The sequence below is a fragment of the Chryseobacterium sp. HNCC26DJ238 genome, assembly GCF_057180465.1.
This window is the reverse complement of record NZ_JBXUGI010000010.1, coordinates 85,434-110,997: the sequence shown is the minus strand read 5'-3', so window position 1 is coordinate 110,997 and position 25,564 is coordinate 85,434. Positions and strand designations below refer to the sequence as shown.

General features: G+C 35.9%; 18 protein-coding genes. 10 read left to right on the top strand and 8 right to left on the bottom strand.

The window, feature by feature from the left end:
• Positions 1–323 precede the first annotated feature (323 nt).
• Complete coding sequence (locus AC2A07_RS11200) at positions 324–2,480, bottom strand: outer membrane beta-barrel protein (protein WP_484050469.1); 2,157 nt, start codon at positions 2,478–2,480, stop codon at positions 324–326.
• Between the two features lie 430 nt (positions 2,481–2,910).
• Between AC2A07_RS11200 and AC2A07_RS11195 the strand changes: the two genes are divergently transcribed.
• The 6 genes from AC2A07_RS11195 to AC2A07_RS11170 all read left to right on the top strand — a co-directional run bounded on the left by AC2A07_RS11195 (position 2,911) and on the right by AC2A07_RS11170 (position 9,781).
• Positions 2,911–3,756, top strand: a complete 846-nt coding sequence (locus AC2A07_RS11195) for a helix-turn-helix domain-containing protein (protein ID WP_484050468.1) — start codon at positions 2,911–2,913, stop codon at positions 3,754–3,756.
• A gap of 36 nt (positions 3,757–3,792) precedes the next feature.
• A complete protein-coding gene (locus tag AC2A07_RS11190; protein ID WP_484050467.1) occupies positions 3,793–4,239 on the top strand; it encodes a hypothetical protein in 447 nt (148 codons plus the stop codon).
• Between the two features lie 304 nt (positions 4,240–4,543).
• The gene (locus AC2A07_RS11185; protein ID WP_314498754.1) at positions 4,544–5,065 is read left to right on the top strand and encodes a hypothetical protein; all 522 of its coding nucleotides are present in this window, start codon (positions 4,544–4,546) and stop codon (positions 5,063–5,065) included.
• Positions 5,066–5,137: 72 nt separating this feature from the next.
• On the top strand, positions 5,138–5,941 hold the full coding sequence (locus AC2A07_RS11180) for a fimbrial biogenesis chaperone (protein ID WP_484050466.1): 804 nt from the start codon (positions 5,138–5,140) through the stop codon (positions 5,939–5,941).
• A complete protein-coding gene (locus AC2A07_RS11175; protein WP_484050465.1) occupies positions 5,934–6,968 on the top strand; it encodes a hypothetical protein in 1,035 nt (344 codons plus the stop codon). Before AC2A07_RS11180 ends, AC2A07_RS11175 begins: the two co-directional genes overlap by 8 nt.
• Positions 6,969–7,003: 35 nt before the next feature.
• Positions 7,004–9,781: a COG1470 family protein gene (locus tag AC2A07_RS11170; RefSeq protein WP_484050464.1), complete on the top strand. Its 2,778-nt coding sequence runs from the start codon at positions 7,004–7,006 to the stop codon at positions 9,779–9,781.
• A 121-nt stretch (positions 9,782–9,902) separates the two neighbouring features.
• Here AC2A07_RS11170 and AC2A07_RS11165 read toward each other — a convergent pair whose 3' ends face one another.
• From AC2A07_RS11165 to AC2A07_RS11145, 5 genes are all read right to left on the bottom strand, one after another.
• Positions 9,903–11,267, bottom strand: a complete 1,365-nt coding sequence (locus AC2A07_RS11165) for a hypothetical protein (RefSeq protein WP_484050463.1) — start codon at positions 11,265–11,267, stop codon at positions 9,903–9,905.
• A 343-nt stretch (positions 11,268–11,610) separates the two neighbouring features.
• A complete protein-coding gene (locus tag AC2A07_RS11160) occupies positions 11,611–12,609 on the bottom strand; it encodes a helix-turn-helix transcriptional regulator (RefSeq protein WP_484050462.1) in 999 nt (332 codons plus the stop codon).
• Positions 12,610–13,432: 823 nt separating this feature from the next.
• On the bottom strand, positions 13,433–15,202 hold the full coding sequence (locus tag AC2A07_RS11155; protein ID WP_484050461.1) for a hypothetical protein: 1,770 nt from the start codon (positions 15,200–15,202) through the stop codon (positions 13,433–13,435).
• 845 nt (positions 15,203–16,047) lie between these two features.
• Entirely contained in the window at positions 16,048–17,046 is a 999-nt protein-coding gene (locus AC2A07_RS11150) for a hypothetical protein (RefSeq protein ID WP_484050460.1), read from the bottom strand.
• A 364-nt stretch (positions 17,047–17,410) separates the two neighbouring features.
• Positions 17,411–18,406: a helix-turn-helix transcriptional regulator gene (locus tag AC2A07_RS11145; RefSeq protein ID WP_484050459.1), complete on the bottom strand. Its 996-nt coding sequence runs from the start codon at positions 18,404–18,406 to the stop codon at positions 17,411–17,413.
• A gap of 453 nt (positions 18,407–18,859) precedes the next feature.
• Here AC2A07_RS11145 and AC2A07_RS11140 point away from each other — a divergent pair, with 453 nt between their 5' ends.
• Positions 18,860–19,321 (top strand): hypothetical protein, encoded by a 462-nt coding sequence (locus tag AC2A07_RS11140; protein ID WP_484050458.1) that lies wholly within the window; start codon positions 18,860–18,862, stop codon positions 19,319–19,321.
• A gap of 35 nt (positions 19,322–19,356) precedes the next feature.
• Positions 19,357–20,481, top strand: coding sequence for a serine hydrolase domain-containing protein (locus AC2A07_RS11135; protein WP_484050457.1), 1,125 nt, complete (start codon positions 19,357–19,359; stop codon positions 20,479–20,481).
• A 207-nt stretch (positions 20,482–20,688) separates the two neighbouring features.
• Here AC2A07_RS11135 and AC2A07_RS11130 read toward each other — a convergent pair whose 3' ends face one another.
• Positions 20,689–22,287 (bottom strand): ice-binding family protein, encoded by a 1,599-nt coding sequence (locus AC2A07_RS11130; protein WP_484050456.1) that lies wholly within the window; start codon positions 22,285–22,287, stop codon positions 20,689–20,691.
• 785 nt (positions 22,288–23,072) lie between these two features.
• Between AC2A07_RS11130 and AC2A07_RS11125 the strand changes: the two genes are divergently transcribed.
• The gene (locus AC2A07_RS11125) at positions 23,073–23,531 is read left to right on the top strand and encodes a PA2169 family four-helix-bundle protein (RefSeq protein WP_484050455.1); all 459 of its coding nucleotides are present in this window, start codon (positions 23,073–23,075) and stop codon (positions 23,529–23,531) included.
• A 42-nt stretch (positions 23,532–23,573) separates the two neighbouring features.
• Complete coding sequence (locus AC2A07_RS11120; RefSeq protein ID WP_484050454.1) at positions 23,574–24,509, top strand: SDR family oxidoreductase; 936 nt, start codon at positions 23,574–23,576, stop codon at positions 24,507–24,509.
• Between the two features lie 135 nt (positions 24,510–24,644).
• On the opposite strand, the gene AC2A07_RS11115 is transcribed toward AC2A07_RS11120, so the two are convergent.
• Complete coding sequence (locus tag AC2A07_RS11115; RefSeq protein ID WP_484050453.1) at positions 24,645–25,130, bottom strand: DUF4385 domain-containing protein; 486 nt, start codon at positions 25,128–25,130, stop codon at positions 24,645–24,647.
• Positions 25,131–25,564: the final 434 nt, after the last annotated feature.

The following is a 25,564-nucleotide window of genomic DNA, read 5'->3' as shown; positions in this document are numbered from 1 at the left end:
CTTGTGGTAGTATTCACAAAACATAAAGTATCTGTATTCAGCAATTTACATATTTGCAGACAAAACCAGCATAAAAGGTATGTTCTGCGATCCCCTTAGATTGAGGATGCCTGATATTGCCGATAATAAAATTGATTATCCCGCTGCAAATCTTAAAAATTGATATTCTGTAAGTCAAATATTGAATATACAATATGATTTATAATCACTTAATTCAGCATCAGCGTATCTGGTTTTTTTGACTAAAGTACAGGAAGCCTTACTGATTTTTCACACTGAGCCTGACTTAGTATAATACATTTTCATTCTGTATCGCTTATTGCTTATTTACCTCCTCCATTATTTTTCTCTACGTCGGTTTTTGTATTTTCTTTCACCTTCTGATTACCAAACCGTTTAACAAATGATAAAGATACTCCATACCAGTCAGAACGGGTTGAATTTCTGAAGCTTCCTACCTGACTGAACGTTGTTGAGTCAAAATCAGGCCTGCTGAATATATTGATCAGCTGTATACTGAATTCCATCTGTGTTTTAGGAAATATTTTTGTTGCCGAAATATTGTGAAAAACATTGGTTCTGTTCGCAAAAGAGTTTCCGTTGTTCTGATTGGAAACTTCCACCCAAGCACTTAAATTGATATTTTTATTTAAAAAATTAGTATAGGACAGATTGGTAGAACCTGCCCAGTAGCTTAGATAATCTACAGCACCTCTGAGCTGATTTCGGCTGTTAAAATCACTGTTATCAAGATAATTCCAGCCAAATCCAAGATTTACACTGAGCCTGTTTTTAAAAAAAGACTGGTTGGTATTGGCATAAACATAATATTTATGAACTTTACCTGAAAAGTTTGTAGGTTCGGAAATAATCTTTTCTCCTTCCGTAATATATGCTGTCCAGTAATCCTGGTCAGTAAAGAGATACCTGGCTGAGAGGAAATACTTTTTTAAAAAACCAAACTTCATATACAGCCTGTCACTGGGATTAGGATCAAGATTGATATTTCCACGGGTATAAAATCCGTCATTGGTCGGCTGCATAAAAGGATTAAATTCTGAGTACCATGGTCTCCATAAATTTCTGTTATAAGTCAGACTCAGATCATATTTATCCGAGAACGAATATTTAACCAGAATATTAGGCATGAATGCTCCGTAGGAATCTTTTCTTGTAGCTCCCGCAAAATCCTGACGCAATCGGTAATCAATATATTCATACCGGATCCCGAATCTGGTTTCCAGTTTTTTGAAAAATGTTTTAGAATAATTTGCATAAACGGAACCGATCATATCTTCATACCTGAAAACATCTTTTGTGCTCAGATCTTTCAGGTTATTTCCATAAAGATCATTGGGAACAATATTGTTATTGAAATCAATCTTTCCTCCTACTTCAAAATTCCCACCTGTTTTACCCAACTGATAGGTATAATCTATTTTCGCATAATAGTTTCTATTCTGCACATCAGACAGCACTCCAATTTCATTCACAGAATTTCCATCTTTAACCGAAGCTGTATTCCTGATAAAATAGTTGTGGTCAGATTCTCCGTCATAATTGACTCCGAAATTCAAATCTAAAATCCTGTTTTTTTCTTTATCATAATATTTATAGAAAACATTAGTCCCTACTGTACGGTTAAGTGATGCTGACTGCTGATGCTGGTCGTAAGACCAATCCAGGACATCATTACTGGTCCTGAGTCCTTCTACTTCAGAAGTATTATTTCTTTTGCCGCGATAGAGCTCAAAAATTACACCCATCGTATTTTTCTCATCAATCTCAAACTCTGACGTAGAGGAAAGCGATGTATGCCTGCCTCTGTAGACATTGTCTGTAATACCGGAAGTGATAACGTTATTTTCATATAACGTATTTACAAATGAGTTTTTCTGAATGAAAACATTGTCACTGTAGCTTCCTATCAACGTTTGCGTAATTTTTTTCCTGTGATAATTTAAATTGAAATTGGTGTATTGTGAATTTTGTGTATTCTGTTTATTATTTAAGGTTACACTCCCCTTAAAACCTTCATCATCACGCTTTTTCAAAACAATATTGATAACAGATCCCGTTGCTTCATATCTTGAAGACGGACTTGTGATAACTTCTATTTTCATCAGATTATCCGCCGGAATCGTCTGCAGATATTCTTTCAGCTCTTTTCCTGTAAAAACAGATTTTCTGTCGTTGATATAAACCGTTACAGATTCTCCTTCCGCTTTCAGGGCATCATTACTATCAACACTCAGCAGAGGAGTCATCCTCAAAACGTCCCAGGTTGTATTTCCTGCAAGAATAGAGCTGTTTGCCACATTAAAAACAGTTCTGTCAACTTTAGATTCAACTGTCGGCTTTCTGTATGTTACGGTTACCGCTTCAATTTCCTTCTCTTTTGACTGAACGGTATCTTTCGCCGTCTGTGAGAAAATAAACCCTCCGCATAAAAGAATGACTGGTGTCACAATGGTTTTCATTAAATATAGTTTTTGATATCTATAAGACACCAAAATGTGAATACCTGTTACATGTAATAACTGTTAAATTTTGTTAAAGCATCAGCGTGGCAGTTAAGTCACTAGCACCTAATCCATTAAATCAATAACGGATGATTAATTATTGTTAAATCATTTATATTAAGCTGTAAAAACTGTTTGCGGCATATTATTATACGCTTAGTAAAATAATACGGTTAAAATCATCTTTTTTTTTCAGATAAAAGAATGTACTGCTATGTTTTAATCTTTTAAAAGCATATTATTTTTAAAAGCAGCAGTAACAACGCTATTCCTAAATCACCAAATTGTTAAATATTTTTGTTTTCCTGTCAATGGTTGCCAATTTATTAAATTATAATATTATTTTTGAAAAAATTAAAACCAATACCATTATTACCGAATCATTATCATGTATCAGATAACCGATCAACTCACCAAAATAGGATTTAGCATTACGCTTCTTAGCAATATTATTCAAAGAAATAATTATCAGAGAAAATTTAACACTTCACAATACTTCTGTATTTTTCTTGTAGAACAGGATCTGGATCTGATCGTTTCCGGAATCCAGCACCATATTAAAGGGGGATACTCTATCTTCATAGGTCCGCAAAAGGAAGTGGAGATCGGCGATACAGATGGTAAATTGGTCTATGTCATTGCATTCTCCTCAGAATTTTATGACAAGACCTCAAAAGACAGTATATTTCTGAACTCCCAGGTTTTCTTCAGCAGCCAGTCTGATATTTTTGCAGCCCCCTATTTTGGAAATACCTCTTTTAACCAGATTATACTTATTGAGAGGCTGATGAGATTTCAGACTAAAAGCGAAAGCCTTTATATTTCAGCGGCTCATAATGTAATTGAAGGGCTAATTTTAGATGCCTACCTATATGTTGAAAATCTTGAAAACAAAAAAGACAGCCGTCTGGATCATGTTTCATATGTCAACAGATTTCGGGTACTCCTCCAACGCGATTTCAAAACAGCAAAAAAAGTTTCTCATTATGCAGATCAATTAAACATCTCCATCAGAAGGCTTACTGAAATGACTGAGCACGCTTACGGTAAATCTGCAAAACAGATCATCATTGAAAAGGTTAAAAATGAATGTGAAAAAGCAATTAAATTTTCCAACTTCACTATGTCAGAAATCGCTTATGATTTGGGTTTCAGTGATGAAGGTAATTTCAGCAATTTCGTAAAAAAACATACCGGAAAAAAACCTTCTGAAATGAGGGAGTATTCAACATAAATTTGTAGCTTTATCTGACCAAGTCATTTATTTATTATGTATGTCAGATATATGCTGCTCCTTTGCCTGTTAGGCATTTCTGCAATTTTATCCGCCCAGGGAACCGATCAGGCCCGTCTGAATATCAGGATTTTTCCTGTGCAGAGTATGTCTGTTTATTCATCACAAGATTCTGCAGAAAATCGGAAACAAACTTCTCCTGAAATCTCCTCTCGTGAAATTACAGTATCGAGTGTTTACGGATACCAGATACAAGTCCGCAGTGAAAATAATCCGGTCTATAAAAAAGAAATGACAGCTTCACAAAAAAACAACAGTAAAAACTGCGAAACCAATCCTCTTTTACTGTATGCGAGCGATCTTGCCGAGATCAACAGAAAACTCCACCTTAAAAATGTCATTTCAGAAAAACACCGTGCTGCGGTTGGCTGCATAACAGACGACGTCAGTAAAATGTATGTTTATACAATTATATCACAGTAGGCTGTTAAGAAAATATGAATTTTTCAATATGCTTTGAATAACAACATTATTTTTCCGGCATTTAAAAATTTCATCAATTACCGAAACTAAATTGTACAATTCGCAATCCAAACACCATAAATGTTAAAATAATTATTCACTATAGTAACATAAGCTTAAATATAGATTAAAATTAATTAGATTTTCAATGATATATTTTTGTTAAATTTCACAAAACATTAGTCTTTTTTCACAATCGATAATTCCTGCAGGCATCATACCTTTGCGCCAGAAACAACGATAAAAACAATATAACTAAACTTTAATGAAAAAACTAATCATTGCATCCCTGGTATTACTAGGTGCAGTAACCATCAATGCTCAGAATGTAACCCTTAATGTGAGACTTAAACCAATCCAGACCCTGATCGTTAACAATCTTCAGAAAACAGTTAACCTTGATTATGTAACAAAAGACGATTACAACAATGGGGTGAGTTCAGTCAACACTGATCATTTGAACATCTACAGTACAGGTGGATTCCAGGTAAAAGTGAAAAGCGCCAATGCAGCACTTCAGAACGGAGCAAAAACCATTCAGTCCAACACGATCCAGATTAAGGCAACTGCAGGATCTGAAGCAGTTAATGGAGCTCAGTACGCACAGAACGTTCAGCTTTCAGCCAATGAAACAACTTTGGTAACTTCTTCAAACGGAGGGGTAAATAAAAAAATCAGCATCGAATACAAAGGAGCAGGAGGTAATGCATACTTAGATAATTATATTGCAGGACAGGATCCGACAGTATATACAACAGAGCTGACATACACCATTGTCTCTCAATAATCTTAAGAAAACATAATTGATATAGAAGTGTTGCATTTTTGTGACACTTCTATTTTCATTAAGCAATTTTATATGAAAAACATTTTTCATCTGCTGGTGTTTTTATTAGTAACCGTATCCGGTATTTCCAATGCCCAGACCGGTATATCAGTATCGCCCCCGCGAGTATATTTTGAGTCTGCTCCTGGAGTAAGCAATACAGAGAAAATAACGGTGACCAACGTCAGCACAAAAAACAGTCTGGATTTAGCACTAAGCCTCGGTGACTGGGAATATGACAGTAAAGGCGAAAATCAGATGTACCCTCCCAATACTTTACCGACCTCCTGCTCCAGCTGGATTACCTTTAAAAAAGAAGACGCTTATTTTTCCCTCAAACCGGGCGAAAGAAAAGACATTGAAGTAGTCATTACTTCACCTAATATACCAAAGGACAGTCTTACCGCTCATACTGCACTGCTGTTTGTCAGCCAGATGAATCCTGTGGATGATGTTGACAGCAAAGGAGCGAACATCAAAGTCAGCATACGGTCAGGAATTAAGATTTTTCACAGAACCACGGGAACAAGTATCAAAAAAGTAGAGATTACTTCCTTAAAATTTGATCCTGTTAAGAAAAGTCTTGTCCTTCATTTTGAAAACCAGTCTGTAATCTGGGTTGACGGTAAAATTTTAACAGATATTTTAAATGTAAAAACCGGGAAAAAGCTGACACTGAACAGTACAATCTTTTACACCATGCCGGGTAATAAGAGAGAATTGGAGATTCCTGTAGACACAGCACTGGATAAAGGCCAATATACAGCTTCAGTACTGATGGATTACGGTGATTCAGCAAACATGGAAATGGGTGAATTAAATTTTAGTTATGATTAAGAAGTCCTGCATCATATTCTTTCTGTTTTGCACGAACCTGTTTCTATACTCCCAGATATCTTTCACATCCTGGACCAACAGTTACCTGCAGATCAACTCTTATCAGGGAAATATTAATCCTGATGCCTATACCGTAACATTTGCGGGCAACGGAAATTTCAATATCCCTAACTGGAGACTGTCAGCCAGATTAAAAGGCAGCATAACCGCCAATAACGGAACATATACTTTCCCCGCTAATATGATTTCCTTTCAGCCTGTATCTTCATCAGGTCAGGCATATCCCAATCCAGTGCCTTCTATTGCAGAGATAGGGATTCCTGCCAATACCATTGTAACGGAAGGAGCAGATTTTCTGCTGGTTCCGAAATCAAATGCAGCATTGTATAATCATCCGAGCCAGCCCAACGGATATTATAACCTGCAGCTGAAATTCAGTCTGAGTGTAGCCGGCGGATCCTATTTGGGAAATTATCCTGCATGGATTACCTTTACAGCTCCTGTGGAATTCACAGCCTATGATCAGAACAATGCTGTCATAGGAAAGGTTGATCATCAGTTTCAGTTCCAGATAGGTGCGCTTTCAGGAAATCCACCTTCTGCTAATGAGCTTTCGTTAAAGGTCAATGCAGCAGCCAGCAACGGACTGCTTGAACTCAGCAGTATCCAGGATTACACCGACGGAAAAAGTGTCACCTACCCCAATGCGCTTTCTGTAAAAACGAATACCAATTATCAGATCACCGTACGTTCCGTTCAGAATAACTTTTCATCAGCCGGTGGAAAAATGATCCCGGTCAACAGTGTTCAGCTTACACTGGTTCCTGTGATGCAGAATTCTGCTACTTTTCTTACTACGGTAGCATTGCAGATGAATTCACAGACTGTAGCCAAAGGACCTTCCACACAAAACTCTTTTATAGACTACAGCATTAAGTACTCCACTCGTCCGAATGACGAAAACCTCATCAATGCAAAATCCGATGAATATTCTGCTACGCTGCAGTATGAAATAACACCACAATAGTACACACCTTGCCTGTTCATAATATTTTAAGATTTTTGACTGCCTGTCTATTCATGATGGTGCAGTCTTCCCTGTACAGTCAAGCTACAAAAGACGGCAAAGAGGTTTTTATAGATATTCAGAAGCAGACTTACAGCCAGGAAGCACGAATCGTTGATCTTGTAGTGTCAGTCACCAATAACAGTCCTGAAAACTTCAAAGGCAGACTGAAAATTTCAGTTCCTAAAGGATTTAAAACCATTCTTACAGAAGATATCAACCTGAATATCAATAAAAATGAAAAAAAATTTATCTCTGTAAAGATCCTGGTAAGCGAAAATGCAGGAGCAGGTGAAAACAGTATCCGAATTTTACTAAATAACGAAAAGGATAAAATAACGGACGAAAAAACAGTGTCCCAAATAATCGCAGAGAACAATATTCTGCAGATGTCAGCTGAAGCTCTTCAGATTTTCAGGAAAGATGGCCGTGATTCTTTACAGCTGAAAGTTAAAGTAAGCAACAGGGGCAATATGCAACAGAAAACAACGTTGGTTTTTAAAATTCCTGATTACAGTGACCACAATCTTTTTATAGAGCAAAATGCTACAATCAGTCCTCAAAAAGACACGATATTTACGCTTCATTTTCTGCCATCGCGTGAAATGATGAGCCGCAACAGTTTTTTAATTTCAGTGACAGGTTTCCGAGAACCTACCAAAGAGATATTCGGGACTGTGGGAATACCTGTACGGAACATCTCAAATACTCAGAAATTCCAGGATGAATCGGGAAATGGTTTTGACAGGCTTACAAAAAATTCCGTTACATCAAGCTACCGTAAGATCGGGCGTGATCTTGACATTTATCAGGTTATTGGCTCGGGAGGCTTTAATGTTCCTTCAGGGTATGTATTTCTCAGCGGAAATTTTTTCATGATGAATTCTCAGACCGATCCGATGGTTAACAATACCTACATCTCTTATCGAAGGGAAAAAAGTGAATTTACGGTCGGAAATATCAGTAAGCTTTTAGAACTGTCCCTGTTCGGGCGGGGAGCTGAATACAGTTTTTTGAACAGTACTCAGGATAAAAAGGTTGAGATCGGGTTTGTAGAACAAAGTTTCAGTTTACTTGAAAAAAACTCATTCCTAAAAAACGGATACGGATTTTACGTCAGAGGTCTCATCAATCCTTTTAACTATACCAGGAATACATCAGCGGTTTATATCTTTAAAAATGATCCTTTTGAAAAAGCCACCCATCATTTGTTGGGAACCGAAATAACCCGTCGCATCAATAATTTCTGGCAGACTTCATCAAAGCTTTACGGTGGATACAGTATATACGAAAAAAGTACTGAATCAAGACCATCGGTAGCTGCAGAATCTCAGTATTCAGGACTTGTCGGTACAGTGAACCTGAACGGAAATTTTTTCTTCAGCTCAGATTATTATCCGGGAAACAGAAGAGGGAGTATTCAGATTCAGCAGAATGCCAATATGTTACTGCTCAAAAAGCACAATATATACAGCAATGTACTGTATTCTGATTTTTCACCAAAATACAATTTATTCAATTCTACTATTTCTTCGAATAACTTCAGATTTGAGTCCGGGATAAATCTTGCAAAGACGAGTACGCTCACCTATTCTTTTGCATATCAGTACCAACTGGAAAGATCCAACTCGTACAATACTTTTTTTTACCCGGTCAATAATAACCGCGAACTTACCATCAAAGCTCACCGGCTTGTAGAAAATACGACATGGCTAAGTGAAAATAAAAAACACTCTGCCAATATCAGCATGGAGATGGGAGCCGCACAATATCCTGAATCCGACGAATACCTTCTTCAGTCAAAACTTTCTGCCAATTACAACTACAGAAGAATTAATTTTACCGCTCAGTATCAGTATGGAGGTTATTACCTTTCCGAATATGCATTTTCAAGAATATCAGGTTCCGAAAAGTATAAGAAGCTAAGTACTTCACTCTTCTATGGTACGAATGCTTTTAAAGAAAAGCTGAATATCAATTCAGGCATTGCTTTTACCGATGATAACATTTATGGGCGGGCACCTTCCGCATTCTGTAACGTAAGATGGAACACCCGTTTCTATGAATTTTTTGTTAATTCGTCATGGTATAATTACAATTCGCTCAGTCTTCAGAATAACATTTTTACGGTAGAGGCAGGAATCACGGTAAACCTTCACAGTAAATCCCTGAGCACCCGGAAAAAATCAAACCTTCAGGCAGTTGCTTTTTACGACATCAATAATAACAATGTGTTTGACATTGGTGAAGAGGTTGCAGCAGACTACCTGATCACCATTAACAATATTGCCTTCACCACAGATGCTGCTGGAAAAATTTTCTATCAGAATATCCCTTTTGGAAGATACACCTTAAAACAGTCGGTGCAGCAGGGCTGGTATTATGATGAACGGATGTTAGACATTGACCGGTACAAAAGCACAGCAGAAATTCCTCTGCATCAGAACGGTACCGTAACAGGAAAGATACAGTATCAGTCAGACAGCAGAACTGCTTTGGATTTTGTGCCTAAAATCAATGGAATACAGTTCAATATTTATCGGAATGATATTCTAATGGAGACCGTATACAGCAATGACAATGCGGAATTTATCTCGTTCTTGCCGGTGGGAAGCTACACGGTCAGGATCAGAGACGAGAGCCTTTCTGCCAATACCTACTGTGAAAATCCTGTGACAGGCTTTATTGTGAAGACCGGTGAAATCAAATCTCTTCCGGCATTCGTGATCAAAGTAAGAGAGAAAAAAGTTCATTCGAAGAAATTTACGAATTAGATTAATGGTCTATATCATACATTGCAGAATGCAGGACATCCCTGCCCTGCATTCTACGACTTTGAGTGCCAAATTTTCAATCTTCTATCCTGAAATTGAAATCTAATGGAGCTGCACTTTTTTAAACACCTGTGATCTGTTCGATTCTTATAAAAACTTTTTGCTTGACAACTTCTGTGTTTGAAGCACTGGGGTCCATTCCTGCCATGACCGTAACAATGTAAGCCACCTTCGACGTAGTAGAGGTGTCAATCCAGCTGTAATATCTATACTCCGGCCCGTTACTGTTTGCATTGTAAATTCCCTGATTTCCCCATGCACCTGTACCTGCTGTAGCTGTTGATAAACTTCTCCAGGTATTTCCGGTTCCTCCTCCCGGTATGCCGGCAGGAATGTTCAGGTTTCCTCCTGCATCTGTAATCTGCCGTCCGTAAAATGTGGAATAATTCCACATGAGGACTTTGTTTGCAGAAGTATTATTTCTGATCAGAACATTATTCTCTGTACCGCTGGTAGTGGGAGTTGTGTTGTTATGCGCCGTGGCAGCAGCAGTCTGTAAAGAATGTCTCATAAAGACCTTTATTGTATAGAGCCCATCGGGAGTTTTAGCATCTACTGAAAAGCCTTTTACCCCTGTATCTGGATCCGTTACAAATTTCATATAGTCCATTACTGCACGTGTTTGTACATCTGCATATACCTGGGTTCCTACGGTGACAGAACTACACCCGGTGAAGCCCGGATTAGCCGCAATAAAAGGAGCGAGATCGAAGCTTATCCCAGCAGGTGATGATTGGGAAGCACTGGGTGTACCCTGTATGGTAAACACCAGATTACCTGAACCTGATTCTAATTTTCCTGATGTAATAGTCGCTGTAATATTCGGATTCCCTACGGAAGTAAGAGTTATACCGTTATACCGACCTCCGTTTGCACCCGAATAATGGATTTTCAAAACCGTTCCTGAAATAATTGGGGTTGGAAGATCACCATCAATCTTTTGTGAGGGATCCAGAACTGCGCTGCTACAATTGATCGTAGTTACAGCTTCTGTACTTGACGAATTATCTATTGTCCTCCATTCTGTACCGTTCCAGAAATAGTACCCCCGTGCCAGGGCAGTTCCTTTATTATAGATTAGAAGTCCGTGTGGCTGATTGCTTATATTATTGTCACCGTCAGAATTGAGGTCCATATTACTTGATGTCAGATTGACCTGTGGAATCAAAATCCCTTTGTCATCGGAACTGATATCCAGCATAGCATAAGTATTGGGCAACGTATTTCCTATACCTACCTGCCCAGATGCCGTCACGACAACATCATCTTTTTGCTGTATTGCCGTCGGAGTTCCAGTCACAGCATTATTTTTTCCGCCATCTACATTAAAGACTCCCTGAGGATTTCCGGTATTTATCCCTACCTGTGCAAAAGTGCTGAATCCTGAATAGAAAAGCATTAATAAAAGTAATTTTGTTTTTTTCATTTGTATAATATCTAAAAGTTGTAGTAAAATATTTTTTGTAATCAGAATGATTTAAATGTGGATGGCGGCAGTCTGATTATCTGCACCATCGAAAACAGCATATATGACCTCTGTGTCATAAAAACATCTATATAATTATTGGAATAAAAAACAAACTCAGATCAATGACGAATGTTGATGGAACAGCAAAGCAATTGTAAATACTGACAATAACAGTCTCTATGTCACGACTGTTTATCATTACATTATTTTGAAACAAAATTATCCAAAGAAAGTACTTTAAGCTAAAAAAAACTACCCTCGTTTACACTCGCGTGAAAGATAGAGGGTAGTTAAAAATAGTCTAAATAGCTGACATCCAAGTTTTTGAATTGCTACCCGAAGAAATTCTAAGTTTTTTTCTCAACCTGTACTTTTTACCTTCCACAGACTTTATTGTAGAGTCTGTATAGATTGCAATCTGTTTTGTAGAGAATCCAAGCTTCAGCATAGCGCAAAATTTAAGGTCAGAAACGGTTAGAGGCACAGAAGCAATATCATGCAGTTCTATGAAAAAATCCGGGAAAAGTTTTTCAAATTTTTCGACAAAAACAACGTCATTGACGTGTATCAATTTGATAACTTCTGCAATTTTGACATCTGAAAAATCTTCTTTCGTCAGTATTTTTTTTAACCTGTTTACTTCAGTATTCAGATGATGAATCCTCTCGCTTTTTAATAAGTTTCTATGATAAATAAAAAAATAGCCTGCTTTTTTCTCAAGAATAAAAAAAAGATTAACAGTCATCAGAAGCAAAATACATGTGATATTCAGAAGCAGTAACTTATGACAATAGTTTCCTAAACTAAGATCCCTCTCCACGATGGTAAAATTGCCGATAGCAGAAGCATAAAGACTGACAATAATTAAAATAAAGAAGAAGCCTAATAAAAATTTATCTTTCTTAAAACTGAATAATACCGGAAGACAGGAAAGTAACGGAAAATAAAAAAGGTACATCCCGCTTTCTAAACCACAGAAAGAAGAATAATAAGTAACAACGCCTGTTAAGATGGTCAGATATAACGATATGAAGTATCTTCTTTCAATATTAGTCGTTAATAAAAACCTGACTAAAAATAAAGATGAAGAAACTGACACTAAAAACAGGCTATCTGTTGTAATACCAAAGAAAAAGAAATTACAAATACTGTGGGATACCAATATCAAAACACATATAACAACATACCTGTTCAGTAAAATTACAGAATCCTTAGCATCCTGTGAATCATTTTTTCTTATTCCATAATACGAAATTAATTCATACAATCTTTGCAAAAACGCAATTAAAAATCTCATCATTTTGTGTTTACATAGAAAACGAATTTAAAATAAATTCATCACCTACATTCTGTTGCAAAAATATAAAACTTAAATTAAATATTAAATTATCTGGATAACCAACCGAAGTATAATGACAATATCCCCTAAAAAAGCTGTCCTGGCAGTGAAAATATCAAATTTTTAAAATTTTCAATACTTTACATTGTTTAATTCAATTGATTTAGATATTGTAAAAATATATATTTCCGTAAGCTAATTTTCTTGATCGTATCAGCACTACCCTAACCGGATGATCTCTGTAAGTTTAATTGATCTTTCAGTGCAATATAAATCAACCCACAAAATCTTCAAAAAAACAATCAGTGATCTCATCATTATTGTATTTAAATCAAAAAATGAATTTATATATCAAACCACAACGAATCAGCATTTCATGACGAATATTTCCCTCTGAAACATTTTCTATTGTCTTACAGCTTCAGAATGTATGACATGGCTGTCCTGTGTTCTGCAGTTTGAGTTTCAGTATTCAAGCCTCAAAACCGCCGAATTCATCTTGGATATATCAAGGATATATTAAGATTAAGATCTCCGTGGTCATTTAAATGCCGGATTATATCTTTTTGCTTATCAATTCCAATTGACTGCTTACTTAAAAACAGAAATATATTGATAATGTCACCTGTCTGTTGGTAATCTTCATATTATCTGCTGAACTGTACAGAAAATAAAAGATGCGGGACATTACTATCCCGCATCTTTAAAATCTTATTTGATCAAGCTTTCAATATTTAATAAGATTTATTAATTACTGTGTATTTATACCTTGAAATTCCGCTTGTTAGATTGCCCACGCCATAACGTTTGCAAACAATACTGAATTATAAACCTGCAAACTTCCTGCTGAATAACCATTCCCGGCAAAACCATAATTTTTTAATAATGGAAAATTATTGGAATCAGTTACAAATGGCTGTACAGTAAATCCGGGGTACTCTCCGTTTGCATAGAAATTTGCCAGGAAACCACCATCACCAATCCAAAATAAATTCAGAGAATTATGCTTAAACATAGTAACACCATTATTAGTCGTTGTCGAGTTAATAGCTGAACCTCCTGAATAGGCAGTTATCGCTGATGACGGAACATTCTGAAGCATAATAGTCGAGGATGAATCTTCACCCCAATGTTTCCCCCTGATATCACCAAACGGGCCATTTAAAATTTTATCATTCTGATTTATCAGAGGATATACCGCACCTGCAGAATATATTGATGAATAAGTGATTGCCGGAGAAGCAAATACATCTCTCAAAACATTCACATGGGGAGTTACTTCACCGGAACCGTTAGCATTATCTGTCATTAAAATCAGAACACCTCCCTGATTAAGATAATTTACCAAAGCTGTTCTTTCTGCGGCATTAATGATATAATGGACAGCTATAATTACAATATCAGGCTTTTCCACCGCATTCAGCTGTGTTAAAAGTCCTCCTGCCGAAGTTACATTTACATGAGTAAATCCCTCTGTCTTGACTAAACTTGTTGCTAATGTCCCGAAGTTTTGAGGAGAATTCAGTAAATTATATGCAGCCTTTTGACCTGCTGCAAAACCATAATCACTATTATAGCTTACGTGAACAATCTTTTTTACAGGTACAGCAACAATGATATTTACATTACAGGTTGTAGATACCGCTCCCTGACTGTCTGATGTAATTGTCAGTACTTTGGTTGAAGTGGAAGAGGGTGTTCCGGTCCCCTGTAGTGTAATATTCTGGACTCCCGCTGCCGTGAAAGTACCTGAAGCACTAAATGAAATTCCATCCACGGTATTTGTTGTAATGGTATAGCTGCCCAACGCCGTTACATTCATAGGTAAAGTAATGGTATTATTTGCTGTAAGTGCTGTACCTACTTTATAAACTCCGTTCACGGTGGCGCGACTACAGCTCATGGTATAGGTACCTGCAGCTGAAAGTACAGTAACAGTTTTTGTCGGTGTACAGATTACATCTAATCCATTTGCATTGATTTCCAGATTATCCGTCTGAACAACTGATGGTGTTCCCTGAGCTACTGCCTGTATTGTATAAGAACCTGTATTCAGGAAAGTACCTGTTACAAAAAAGCTGTAACCGTTGGTAGTTGTTGCTAGAAAAGTATATTCCCCTGCTTTGGTAACAGTTACAGGAATTGAAAGATAATTAGACGCTGTAAGCTCTCTGCCTTCGACGTAAGTTCCTCTTAACTCTATACCTGCACAGTCAAAAGTAAATTGAGATTTACCCAACTGACCACAAAGGCTTTTCCATTCCTGCTCAATATTATTCCAGTAATTATAACAATCTTCTGTTGTATTGTAGATAAGCATACTGTTTTGTGCATTATTCATATTTGGTGTAAGCTGCCCATCCCTCTGGGCTTCTGTATAACGCTGAATCAGGACACCACTGTATTTATCAGGATTTGCACTTGAGGGATCAATTCTTTCGGAAATATGTAGTCCTGAGTATTGAGCCGGTTTATCTGTATTGATACCAACCTGTCCGAATATATTGATATTTATAAGGACTATCAGCAATAAAAAATTATTTATTATTCTCATCAATTTTTTTTTATATGTTAACTATATTGATTTTTTCTAAGTCTAATTATCTGAACTCAGATTGTTATTTTGTGAAGATGCAGAAGCCCGGGCGGCGGGCGTATTATTTGAAAATTTAATTTGAACAAATATAATTTTGAAACAGCGTTTTTATAAAATGCAACACGTTCTTCAAAACCTGCTGAAAAATTGATTTTCGACCTTTTTAAAATGAATAGCTGAAGATCACATTTGGTTGCGTCCTGAATTACAATTATGGGAAATTTACTTGTTAGAGGTAACATTCTATCATCAGTGTAATTTTCAAAAGTAATTTCCAGGTTGACTTCCTCAACTTTTGTATTTACTTCTTTATTTTTTAATATATATTGCTGTTTTTATTCTAGTAGAATTGCGGTCTGCAAAAAAAGAAAATGAGAAAATACACAGAGAGTATCTTCTCTCAAATTTTAATACAATAAATAAATGATTGATTGAACCTTGAATTTATTATCATTAAAATCGTCTTGACCTATCAATTTTCAAAATCTTATTATATGATAAAAGATTGGTACAAAGATATTTTAATGAAACAGAATAATTTCAATTTATCACCCTCTTGTTATCTCTTAAGAGTGAAAGTGAGGGTATTGGTTAATGCTAAGTATCTATATATCAGTTTTTTTTAATTTCACTTAACTCTCATTCAGCCACGGACTGTTTAACGAAAATTAAGTCTGACTCCATGCAAAAACATGCCTCTGCTGTAAGATTTTTTTACAAAATTATTTCAAGGGACTGTTACTTACTAAAAACACATCCTCGAATTCATAATCATGGGTAAATAAAGTATCTGTCCCACCTTATCATAGAGCCGACATCCATGTTTTTGAATCATAATCCGCTGATATCTTAAGTTTTTTTCTCAGCCTGTATTTTTTGCCCTCTACAGACTTAATGGTGGTACCTGTATAAATTGCATTCTGCTTTGTTGAAAAACCAAGTTTCAGCATTGCACAGAATTTAAGATCAGAAATTGTCAGAGGAGCCGAAGTAATATTCTGTAATCCCAAAAAGAAATCAGGAAACAGTTTTTCAAAATTTTCAATAAAGATAACGTCGTTAAGCTGTAATGATCTGATCAGTTCTTCAATTTTCTGTTCCGAAAAATTCTCTTTATTGAGTAATTTCCGAAGTCTTGTAATTTCGCTGTTTAAATGATCTATCTGCTCTCTTCTTAATGTGTTTCTATACAGTACAAAAAAATAATCAGTTCTTTTTTCGTAAATAAAAAACAGATTGACAGCGAGAAGCAGTAAAATATCCGTAATATTCAGTAGCAGCAGTGTGTTATTATAGTCACCTAAGAAAGGATTTCGCTGCACAACAGTAAAGTTTGTGAAAGCCGAAAGATAAAAGCTTAGAAGCATAAAAATGAATAGGAAAATCATTAAAAACCTGTCTTTTTTAAAACCGAAGAAGACAGGTAAGGAGGAAATAAGAGGAAAATAAAAAAGATACATCCCGCTTTCAACGCCGCAAAAGGAAGAATAATAAGTAACGATACCTGTTAAAATCACCAGTGCGCAGGAAATCAGGAATCTGTTTTTTACATTGTTATTTACCAGAAACCGTGCGAAAAAAAGCAGTATTGAAAAAAAAAATAATAGAATACTATCTTTTGTAATTCCTAAAAATATAAGATTACAGAGGCTGTGACTTACAAATATCAGGAAGCATATAACAACATACCTGTTAAGTAAAATAATAAAATCTTTTTTATTTTGTGACTCATCGTCATCCAATCCGTAATAAGAAATTACTTCATACAATCTCCGTAATCGCAAATTTAAAAATTTCATCATAATTGTGTTTTAAAAAATGAATTATTTAAAACTCATTCATTCTAATACTATATTTACAAAAATATAAACAGCACAATATTCAGATATTGATCTATATCAATAAATAGATATCAGCAGAAAAAGTAAAATATTGAGTAGATATTTATGCTGACAACAGAAAGTTTACTTTCTGATCAATGAAAAATTCTTCCGAAATACGGTCCCAGGTTAATTCTCTGCGTGAAAGTATTTCTCAGATCTATGTGCTTCGACAAATAAGAATTTACCGCAAAACTATTTTAAGAAAACATTCCTAACTAAAAACACACCCCCTTATTTACACTCACACGTGTAACCGAGAGATCTGTAAAAACCTATAATAAAATTAAATAGCTGATATCCAGATTTTTGAATCGTCTGTATAAGGAATGTCGATTTTTTTTCTGAGTCTGTATTTTTTACTTTCAACAGATTTGATGGTAGATTTTGTATAAAGCGCAATCTGCTTGGTTGAAAATCCCAATTTCAGCATTGCACAGAATTTAAGATCAGAAGTAGTCAGCGGAACATTGGACAGGCGTTTTAGTTCAATAAAAAAATCAGGAAATAATTTTTCAAAATTTTGAATAAAGATAACATCATTCAACTGTAAGGATTTTATAAGCTCTTCGATTTTTGTTTCTGAAAAATCTTCCTGATTCAGTAATTTCCGGAGCCTGATCACCTCTTTATTGAGATCATCGACCTGCTCCCTCCTCAAAGTGTTCCTGTACAAAATAAAAAAATAATCAGCTCTTTTTTCAGCAATAAAAAAAAAGTTGACTGCAACAAGCAGCAAAATACTGCTGATGTTAATAATAAGTAACTGATGGGCATAAGTTCCTAAAAAAGGATTTTTTTCTACGAGGGTGAAATTTGTGAATGCAGATACATACAGACTTACAATAATCAGAACGAAAATAAAAACTGCTGAAATTTTATCCTTTTTAAAACTGAAGAAAACAGGCAGACATGAAAGAAGAGGAAAATAAAAAAGATACATTCCGCTCTCAACACCACAAAAAGAAGAATAATAGGTTACAACAGCAGTCAAGATGACTAAAACTGCAGAAATAAAGTAGCCTTTCCTTATTATATTACTGAATGAAAACCAACAAAAGAGAAGGATCATAGAGAACACAAATAAAAACACACTGTCTTTTGTAAGTCCTAAAAAAATAATATTGGAAAAACTGTGAAATATGATAATCACGAAACATAAAACAATATACCTGTTAAGTAAAATGACAAAATCTCTGTCATCATGTGACTCATCCTCTCCCAGGCCGTAGTACGAAATCATATCATATGACCTTAGCAAAAACGATTTTAGTAATTTCATAATAATCGTATTTATGTTATAAAAAAATTAATTTTTACAACACGTTTATTCTCATTTTATTTTAACAAAAATATAAAACTTACTCATTATACATTACAATAAACAAATAAATTAAGCAGGTAACTAAGATCAATTAAAATCAAACACAACCTAATTAACTATACAACAGTATCTTAAAACTATTTTATCATATAACCGGCATAAGTATCTGTTTAATTAAACCATAGGAATTTTGTGAAATACTTTCTGTGAAATAAAAAAATAATATTAGTTCATAGTAATTTATGACTGGAATATCCTTAAATAATATATTTTCATCCCTGATGATTTATTCAGTGGAACAGGTAAATTTCAGAATCAAAAACTGACTGAACCTAAAAAAATAACCTCGTATTTCAATCGGATAATATTTTGTAAGTTTAAATGATCTTATTATGCAACCTGAATCAATCCATGAATCAACGAAAAAATAATCCCTGGAACTTTTGCAATACCGAAAAGTCGATGATATCACCAAATGGCCTTTACAAAGCAGTTTATTATAATCTAAATGAAATTGCAATGGGAGCTCCGCTCGGAGGCCCCTGTTGCGTAGAGACATCAGATGGTGTAAAAATAAAACTGCGCGACTGGTGCGGCGGTCCTCCGGTCTGGGAAAAGAACGGATTGTTATTAACAATACCGGTCTGGACAAGAAATGCTTTACAGGGTACATTTCAGCAGATTGCCGTCATGGACATGATAACGGAAAAGCTGACCGTATTTAAAAGAACATTCAGAGTTCTTGATCTCCAATCTTTTGAGGAGTCCATCATTAAAGGCTGCGACAGCCCGGTCTATCATTCTCAAACAGTACATTTCAATACAGAACTGGAACCCATCGACGTTACATCAGATCCTGCAGAGATCCTGTAAAATATTTAAATTTATAAGCATTCACAAGCATCAATATGAAAAAAATATGGGTTGCGATTTTAGCAGGAACAGCTGTTACAGCAATTTACCTTTCAGGATATGGTTACATTTTTAAAGCAATTGGCATTAACCTGAAAAAAGGACCACTGACTCCGTCAACAGATGATGAAGAAAAATTTCCATCTCATACAATCCCTAATGGTGATCCAAAACCATGGGAAAAAGATATGTCCATCAATAACTACCCTCTTCCGGAAGCGGTTATGAAAGATCTTAAAAAAACGAGGGCCTCATCTATTATTGTTACACGCGACAATAAACTGATTTATGAAGAATACTGGAAAGAACACTCCTCTTCTTCACTGATAAATTCTTTCTCTATGGCCAAAGGAATCCTGTGCATCCTGACCGGATTTGCTATAGAAGACGGATATCTTGAATCTGAAAATCAACTGATATCAACCCTGTTTCCTGATTATAAGAAAAGCCGTTACGGAAAATTTCTTACCTTTCGACACCTGATGACGATGCAGGGAGGCTTCGACTGGGAGGAAGAATATCATCATCCGTTTGCAGAAAACTCAAAACAGTATTTCACTGATGATCTGACAGCACAGACTTTTAAGATTGAAGTCAGCGAAATGCCGGGAAAGGAATACAAATACCAGAGCGTTTCCCCGCAGCTTCTGGGATTAGCCTTACGGGAAGCTGTAGGTAAGGATTTAGCTTCGTACCTGTCTGAAAAATTATGGAAACCTTTAAGAATGGAATATCCCGCAAAATGGAGCACCGATGAAAAAGGAGTCGAAAAAGCATTCTGTTGTATACATGCCAGTGCAAGAGATTTTGCAAAAATAGGACAGCTGATTATGCAGGAGGGAAACTGGGAAGGCAGGCAGCTTCTCAGTAAAGATTTTTGCAGGAAATTATATGCACCGACTCAGGAAAACGATGCCTTCTGTTACAATATCTGGGCTGATAATGACCATACTGTTCCACATCGGTTCTTCTACGGATTTTTGGGGCAGTTTATTATTATGGTTCCTGAAAAAAATATGGTTATCGTTAAAACGGGACTTTACAACAAATTAGATGTTGATAAAAAACAACGGCCGATTCAGGTAAAATTACTGGTTGATGAAATGAGTAAAATCTCGTAAAGTCATGAAGTATCAGTAATAGTAATGAACCCAAACAACATTCTGAATCTTCTCTGTTATCTTCTGTATGGTTGCCTTCACTGTCAATCGTTTCGGGCAAACACTCAAAACATCTCCTGCAATAAGAAAAATAAACACTTACTTCTATAAAAAAACAAAAAAGTCTCACCAAGGTGAGACTTTCTGTATATAGATAATAAGTTATCTTTATGGTTTCGATATAAGTTTTCCGGACTGTACCTTTCCGTCTTTACTCTGTATCTGATAAAAGTAAATTCCGGCAGGAAGATTTGTCTGGATTGTATTAGACGTTTCTTTCAATACTTTTCCTAATACTCTTGTTCCGGCAGCATCAAACAGGGTAAAATCTGATCCCGGATTCACCTGGCTGATATTTAAAACTGACGAGAATGGATTAGGGTACACTACGACAGCATCTTTCTTCTGCACAGCTGATCCGACAGCCAAAGAACCTGTAGTACATCCCGGAGTCATCTGGGCATTGATACTTACTGTTGATACCGCACCGGTCGTACTTAGCACACGACCTTCGATGGTCGTACCAATATTTAAGTTGATAGCCCCATTGTTACCAATTACAGTCCCCTTGAAGTTTGTATAATCGTTAAGATTGACCGCACCGTCAACTTTCCAGAATACATTTTTAGCCTGGGCTCCGTTTTGTAAAACTACAGAAGCATAAGTACTTGTTGAAAGGGCTCCATTGATTTTAATTACAAAAACTGCATTGGGATTGTTCTGAGCATTTAAGATCACAGCACCGTTAAGAACAGTAGCCGCATTCAAAAGATACGTATGAGGAGTTAGAACCAGGTTCTGTCCGAAGGCAGCTGGATAAAGCAGCTGAATATCTGTAGGAAGCGTATTCAGATAAGTATATACATTATTCAGATCCAAAGCACATGCTGCGGTAGAAGTATCAGGATTAGAGTGGATCGTTCCGGTTACATTAGCGGCAGCAAACCCTGTTGTAAGACCGGCATTTGAACCAATATCACCGGTAACCAGGGAAATCCCGGTATTCATAACCGTTCCGCTACCCGTAAAAATAGTATAACATGCTACCGAATTAAGTACCGGCTGAGCAGGTCCTGTCAATACAGCACTTCCACACCCGATTGGCTTTCTTACAGTAACTCCGGAGACCGTAACAGCTCCTGTGGTTGACATAGCACGACCTTCTAAAGTAGTTCCTGTGTTCAGGACTATAGCTGCATTATTAGCTATAACAGTACCTTTCATTGAAGTATTGGCGGCCAAATCTACAAGCCCCTCCACTTTCCAGAATACATTACAGGCAAGAGCTCCGTTGGTCAAAACGACCTGTGCACCTGATGCTGAAGAAAAAGCTCCCTGAACCTTAAAGATAAAGACAGAATTGGCATTTCCTCCACCGTCAAGAGTCAGTACATTATTTAAAGTAGCACTCTGCCCTATTAAATAAGTACCTGCAGTCAAAGTCTGACCATTACCTAAAAGAGGAGCAGGAAAAAAGTTGGGAATTGCTGCGTTCAGCTGATTATAGGCTACGGTTAAGGCGGCGGCTGCAATAGCAGTTGCACCGTCCGCATCATGCATTACCCCATCTACGTTTCCGAAATTGGTACTTGATCCGTTATTCGTTCCGACATCGCCGGTAATTTGTGACAATCCCGTATTACTTACTGCACCGTTTGATGAGAAAAGTGCAAAATTTAATGTTGCTCCCAGCACTGGTGCCTGAGCGATTACTGAAGAACTAACCATTATAACCATAATAGATAGTAATTGTAAAATTTTTATCATAATAATATTATTTTATCTAAATATTCAATCATTTAGACAAACAAATATATATAATATATTTAATAAAAAATCTATTAATTTAAATAAATTTCATAAATAAAAATAATTAATTAAAAAAATAATAAAATTTTAATATTTTTTTTATAAAATTATTAATAATTAAAATTTGAAAATTATAAATTTTTATCTCAAAATTTTAAAAAATATATTTTTAAAATAAATAGTTTTTTCTACATTTTCACTAAAAAATACTTCTCTCAAAATTTGCAATACCATCAACTGAAAAATTTCAAAACTGTCATGATCTATAATAATGAAGAAAGAAAAGAAAAGAAAAGAAAAGAAAAGAAAAGAAAAGAAAAGAAAGCAATGTGACAATAATGATTTAAACAAATTCTTCAACTGAAGCATTCAATGTATAATAAAATTGAGTTAATGAGAAATAAAAATCCCCGGACGAATCCGGGGATAAAAACTAATAACCATGAAAACTCAATTAAACATGAGAACAAAACGTTAAGGAAATATCATGCCATTATGAATCTAGATTCATTTTTTAACTAAATTTAACATGAAAAACTATAATTTGTATTATATTGAAGATTGATTACAATAAATCGGATAATAAAATGACAGATAATCAGTATTTATTCAGCAATAGTTTTCAAAATTACAGGTCTAAATTATAATAACAGCTGAAGATACCACACTTTCCATAAACATTTTAATTTCGTTTTGCAGGCATGGTTCTTGTAACTTATTGTTATCATCACAACAAATTTATTATGGAAAATGAAAAAACAATTGCAGTGCTTAACGATCTGTTGCAAATCACCAATGACCGCATTGAAGGATTTGGAAAAGTAGAAGGAAAAGTTTGGGAAAAATATCCGGATATCAAAGACGAATATGACAGGATGATCTCCCAATCCAAAATGATGAAAAATGAACTCATCAATCTCATTACCGAAAACAACGGCACTCCAAACGATTCCACTTCCACTGCAGGATCCCTGCACAGAACATGGATTGATATCAAAAACTCTTTTACCATAGGCAGTGTAGAAGAATCAACCTTATCGAATGTAGTTTTCGGTGAAAAAGCTGCGATGGATGCTTATCAGAAAGTTCTTGATGACGGCTATTTATCGCCGCAGACTTTCGACCTGATCAACGAACAGCTTCACAGCTTAAAACTGTCTTATCATCAGTTTAAAGAAATCGAAGAATACAAAAGCAAATAGGCAATTATCACATTAATAATTAATACGACATCAAATTTTCAGATGGAAAATAAAAATACAGAACAAAACAATCAGTTTACATCCGATAACTCAAAAGTAAACCTTACAGATCCTACTACAAAATACCCAAGACCGCCGTTTGAAAGACAGTTTCAGCCATTCCCAGGTCTGGTCAGCAAGATGATTCCTGTACCCGATCACGGAGAAGAATCTTACAGAGGTTCAGGCAGATTAACCGGTAGAAAAGCTCTGATTACAGGAGGAGATTCAGGAATAGGACGCGCAGCTGCTATTGCATACGCAAGGGAAGGTGCTGATGTCGCAATCAATTATCTGCCTGATGAAGAATCAGACGCACAGGAAGTTGTTCAGCTGATTGAGAAAGAAGGCAGAAAAGCAGTAGCCATTCCCGGTGATCTCCGTGAAGAATCATTCTGTAATGAGCTTATTTCGAAAGCAGTTGAAGCATTAGGCGGTCTGGACATCCTGGTAAATAATGCAGGCCACCAAAAAACGCACGAATCTATTCTTGATATCAGTACGGAAGAATTTGAACGTACAATGAAAACAAATATTTATGCCCCATTCTGGTTAACAAAGGCAGCATTACCCCACTTAAAACCTGGATCATCTATTATAGGACTGTCTTCAGTGCAGGCTTATGATCCTTCACCTGATTTATATGATTACGCACAAACCAAAGCTGCTACCACGAGTTATGTAAAATCTCTGGCAAAACAATTAGGTCCGAAAGGAATCCGTGTCAATGGCGTAGCGCCGGGACCGGTATGGACGGCTTTGGAAATCAGCGGTGGACAGACCCAGGAAAATATAGAAAAATTCGGTGATGACACCCCATTGGGAAGACCAGGACAACCTGCAGAGCTCGCTTCGATATTTGTTCAGCTTGCAGACAATGATGCAAGTTTTGCCAGCGGACAGATTTATGGATCTGCAGGCGGAAGCGGACAGCCATAAAAAATAAAAAGAAAAATACATTTTTAGCAAGAGCCTGATTTCAGATCAGGCTCTTTTTGATGACTGAGATTTTTGAACCATTTCTTTTTAAAAAAATCTGGAAATTATTTTCATTTTTCAACCGGCAACATTTTATCAGCCAATCTCTTTTTTCCATTTTTTCTTCATCTCAGAGTAGACAGGATTTGCCTCTGCCTTTTTCCATTCATCATAAAAAACTGCTGCAGCCAATCCTTTTTCCGGATCTCCGGTTTCACGATCTAAAAGTTGATAATCATTGTCGGCATCATATTTTTTACCTCCCTTATAATTATAATACCTTCGGGCTCTGGTAAAACCCATCTGCAGATATTTCCTTGCCATATCAGCACCTACAAAATCATTCTTATCGAGATAATTTTCAAACAGGCATACAATTTTTGATGAGCTTTCCCTTGCGATGTCCTCAGTTTTAAAACGCCAATATTGCCCGATTTCACTTTTATAAGGTTCACAAATCAGCACACCCTGCTCCCCTTTTCCGACACGGTATAACTCAGGATGTATTCGGTAATCAATATTTGGTTTCCACGGATAATCTGCATGATTAAAATTCAGGTAACCCGGTTTTTTATTTTTCATATACCCATTGTTGTACAAATGGTATGCCCGCTGAGATATTATAATTATCCTCTGCATGTATTCACAGGAAAGTACAATAATCTAAAATTCAAATTTATTTACGACTGTTTATTTATAAATATTTACAATATAACATAAGAACAATAATCCTATTTTGTTTGAATATTTTTATTTAAAATACCATTATAAATACATCTGATTCACCTTCCGTTTATTTTCCTGTACAAATTCATAAATCATTACAACGATGTTTTGCATGATGGAATCAGCATCCCTACATTTGTTACAGAAAATGATCAGAGAATCATTTCTTCAGAATCGCCCGAAGCGATTCAATAAAAAAGACACCATCACTTTATTAATATTGAAAGGCAAAACATTTTATGTTTTGTCTTTTTTCTTTGTAATTCGTAGGTTAGTTTAAGCTTTGCACT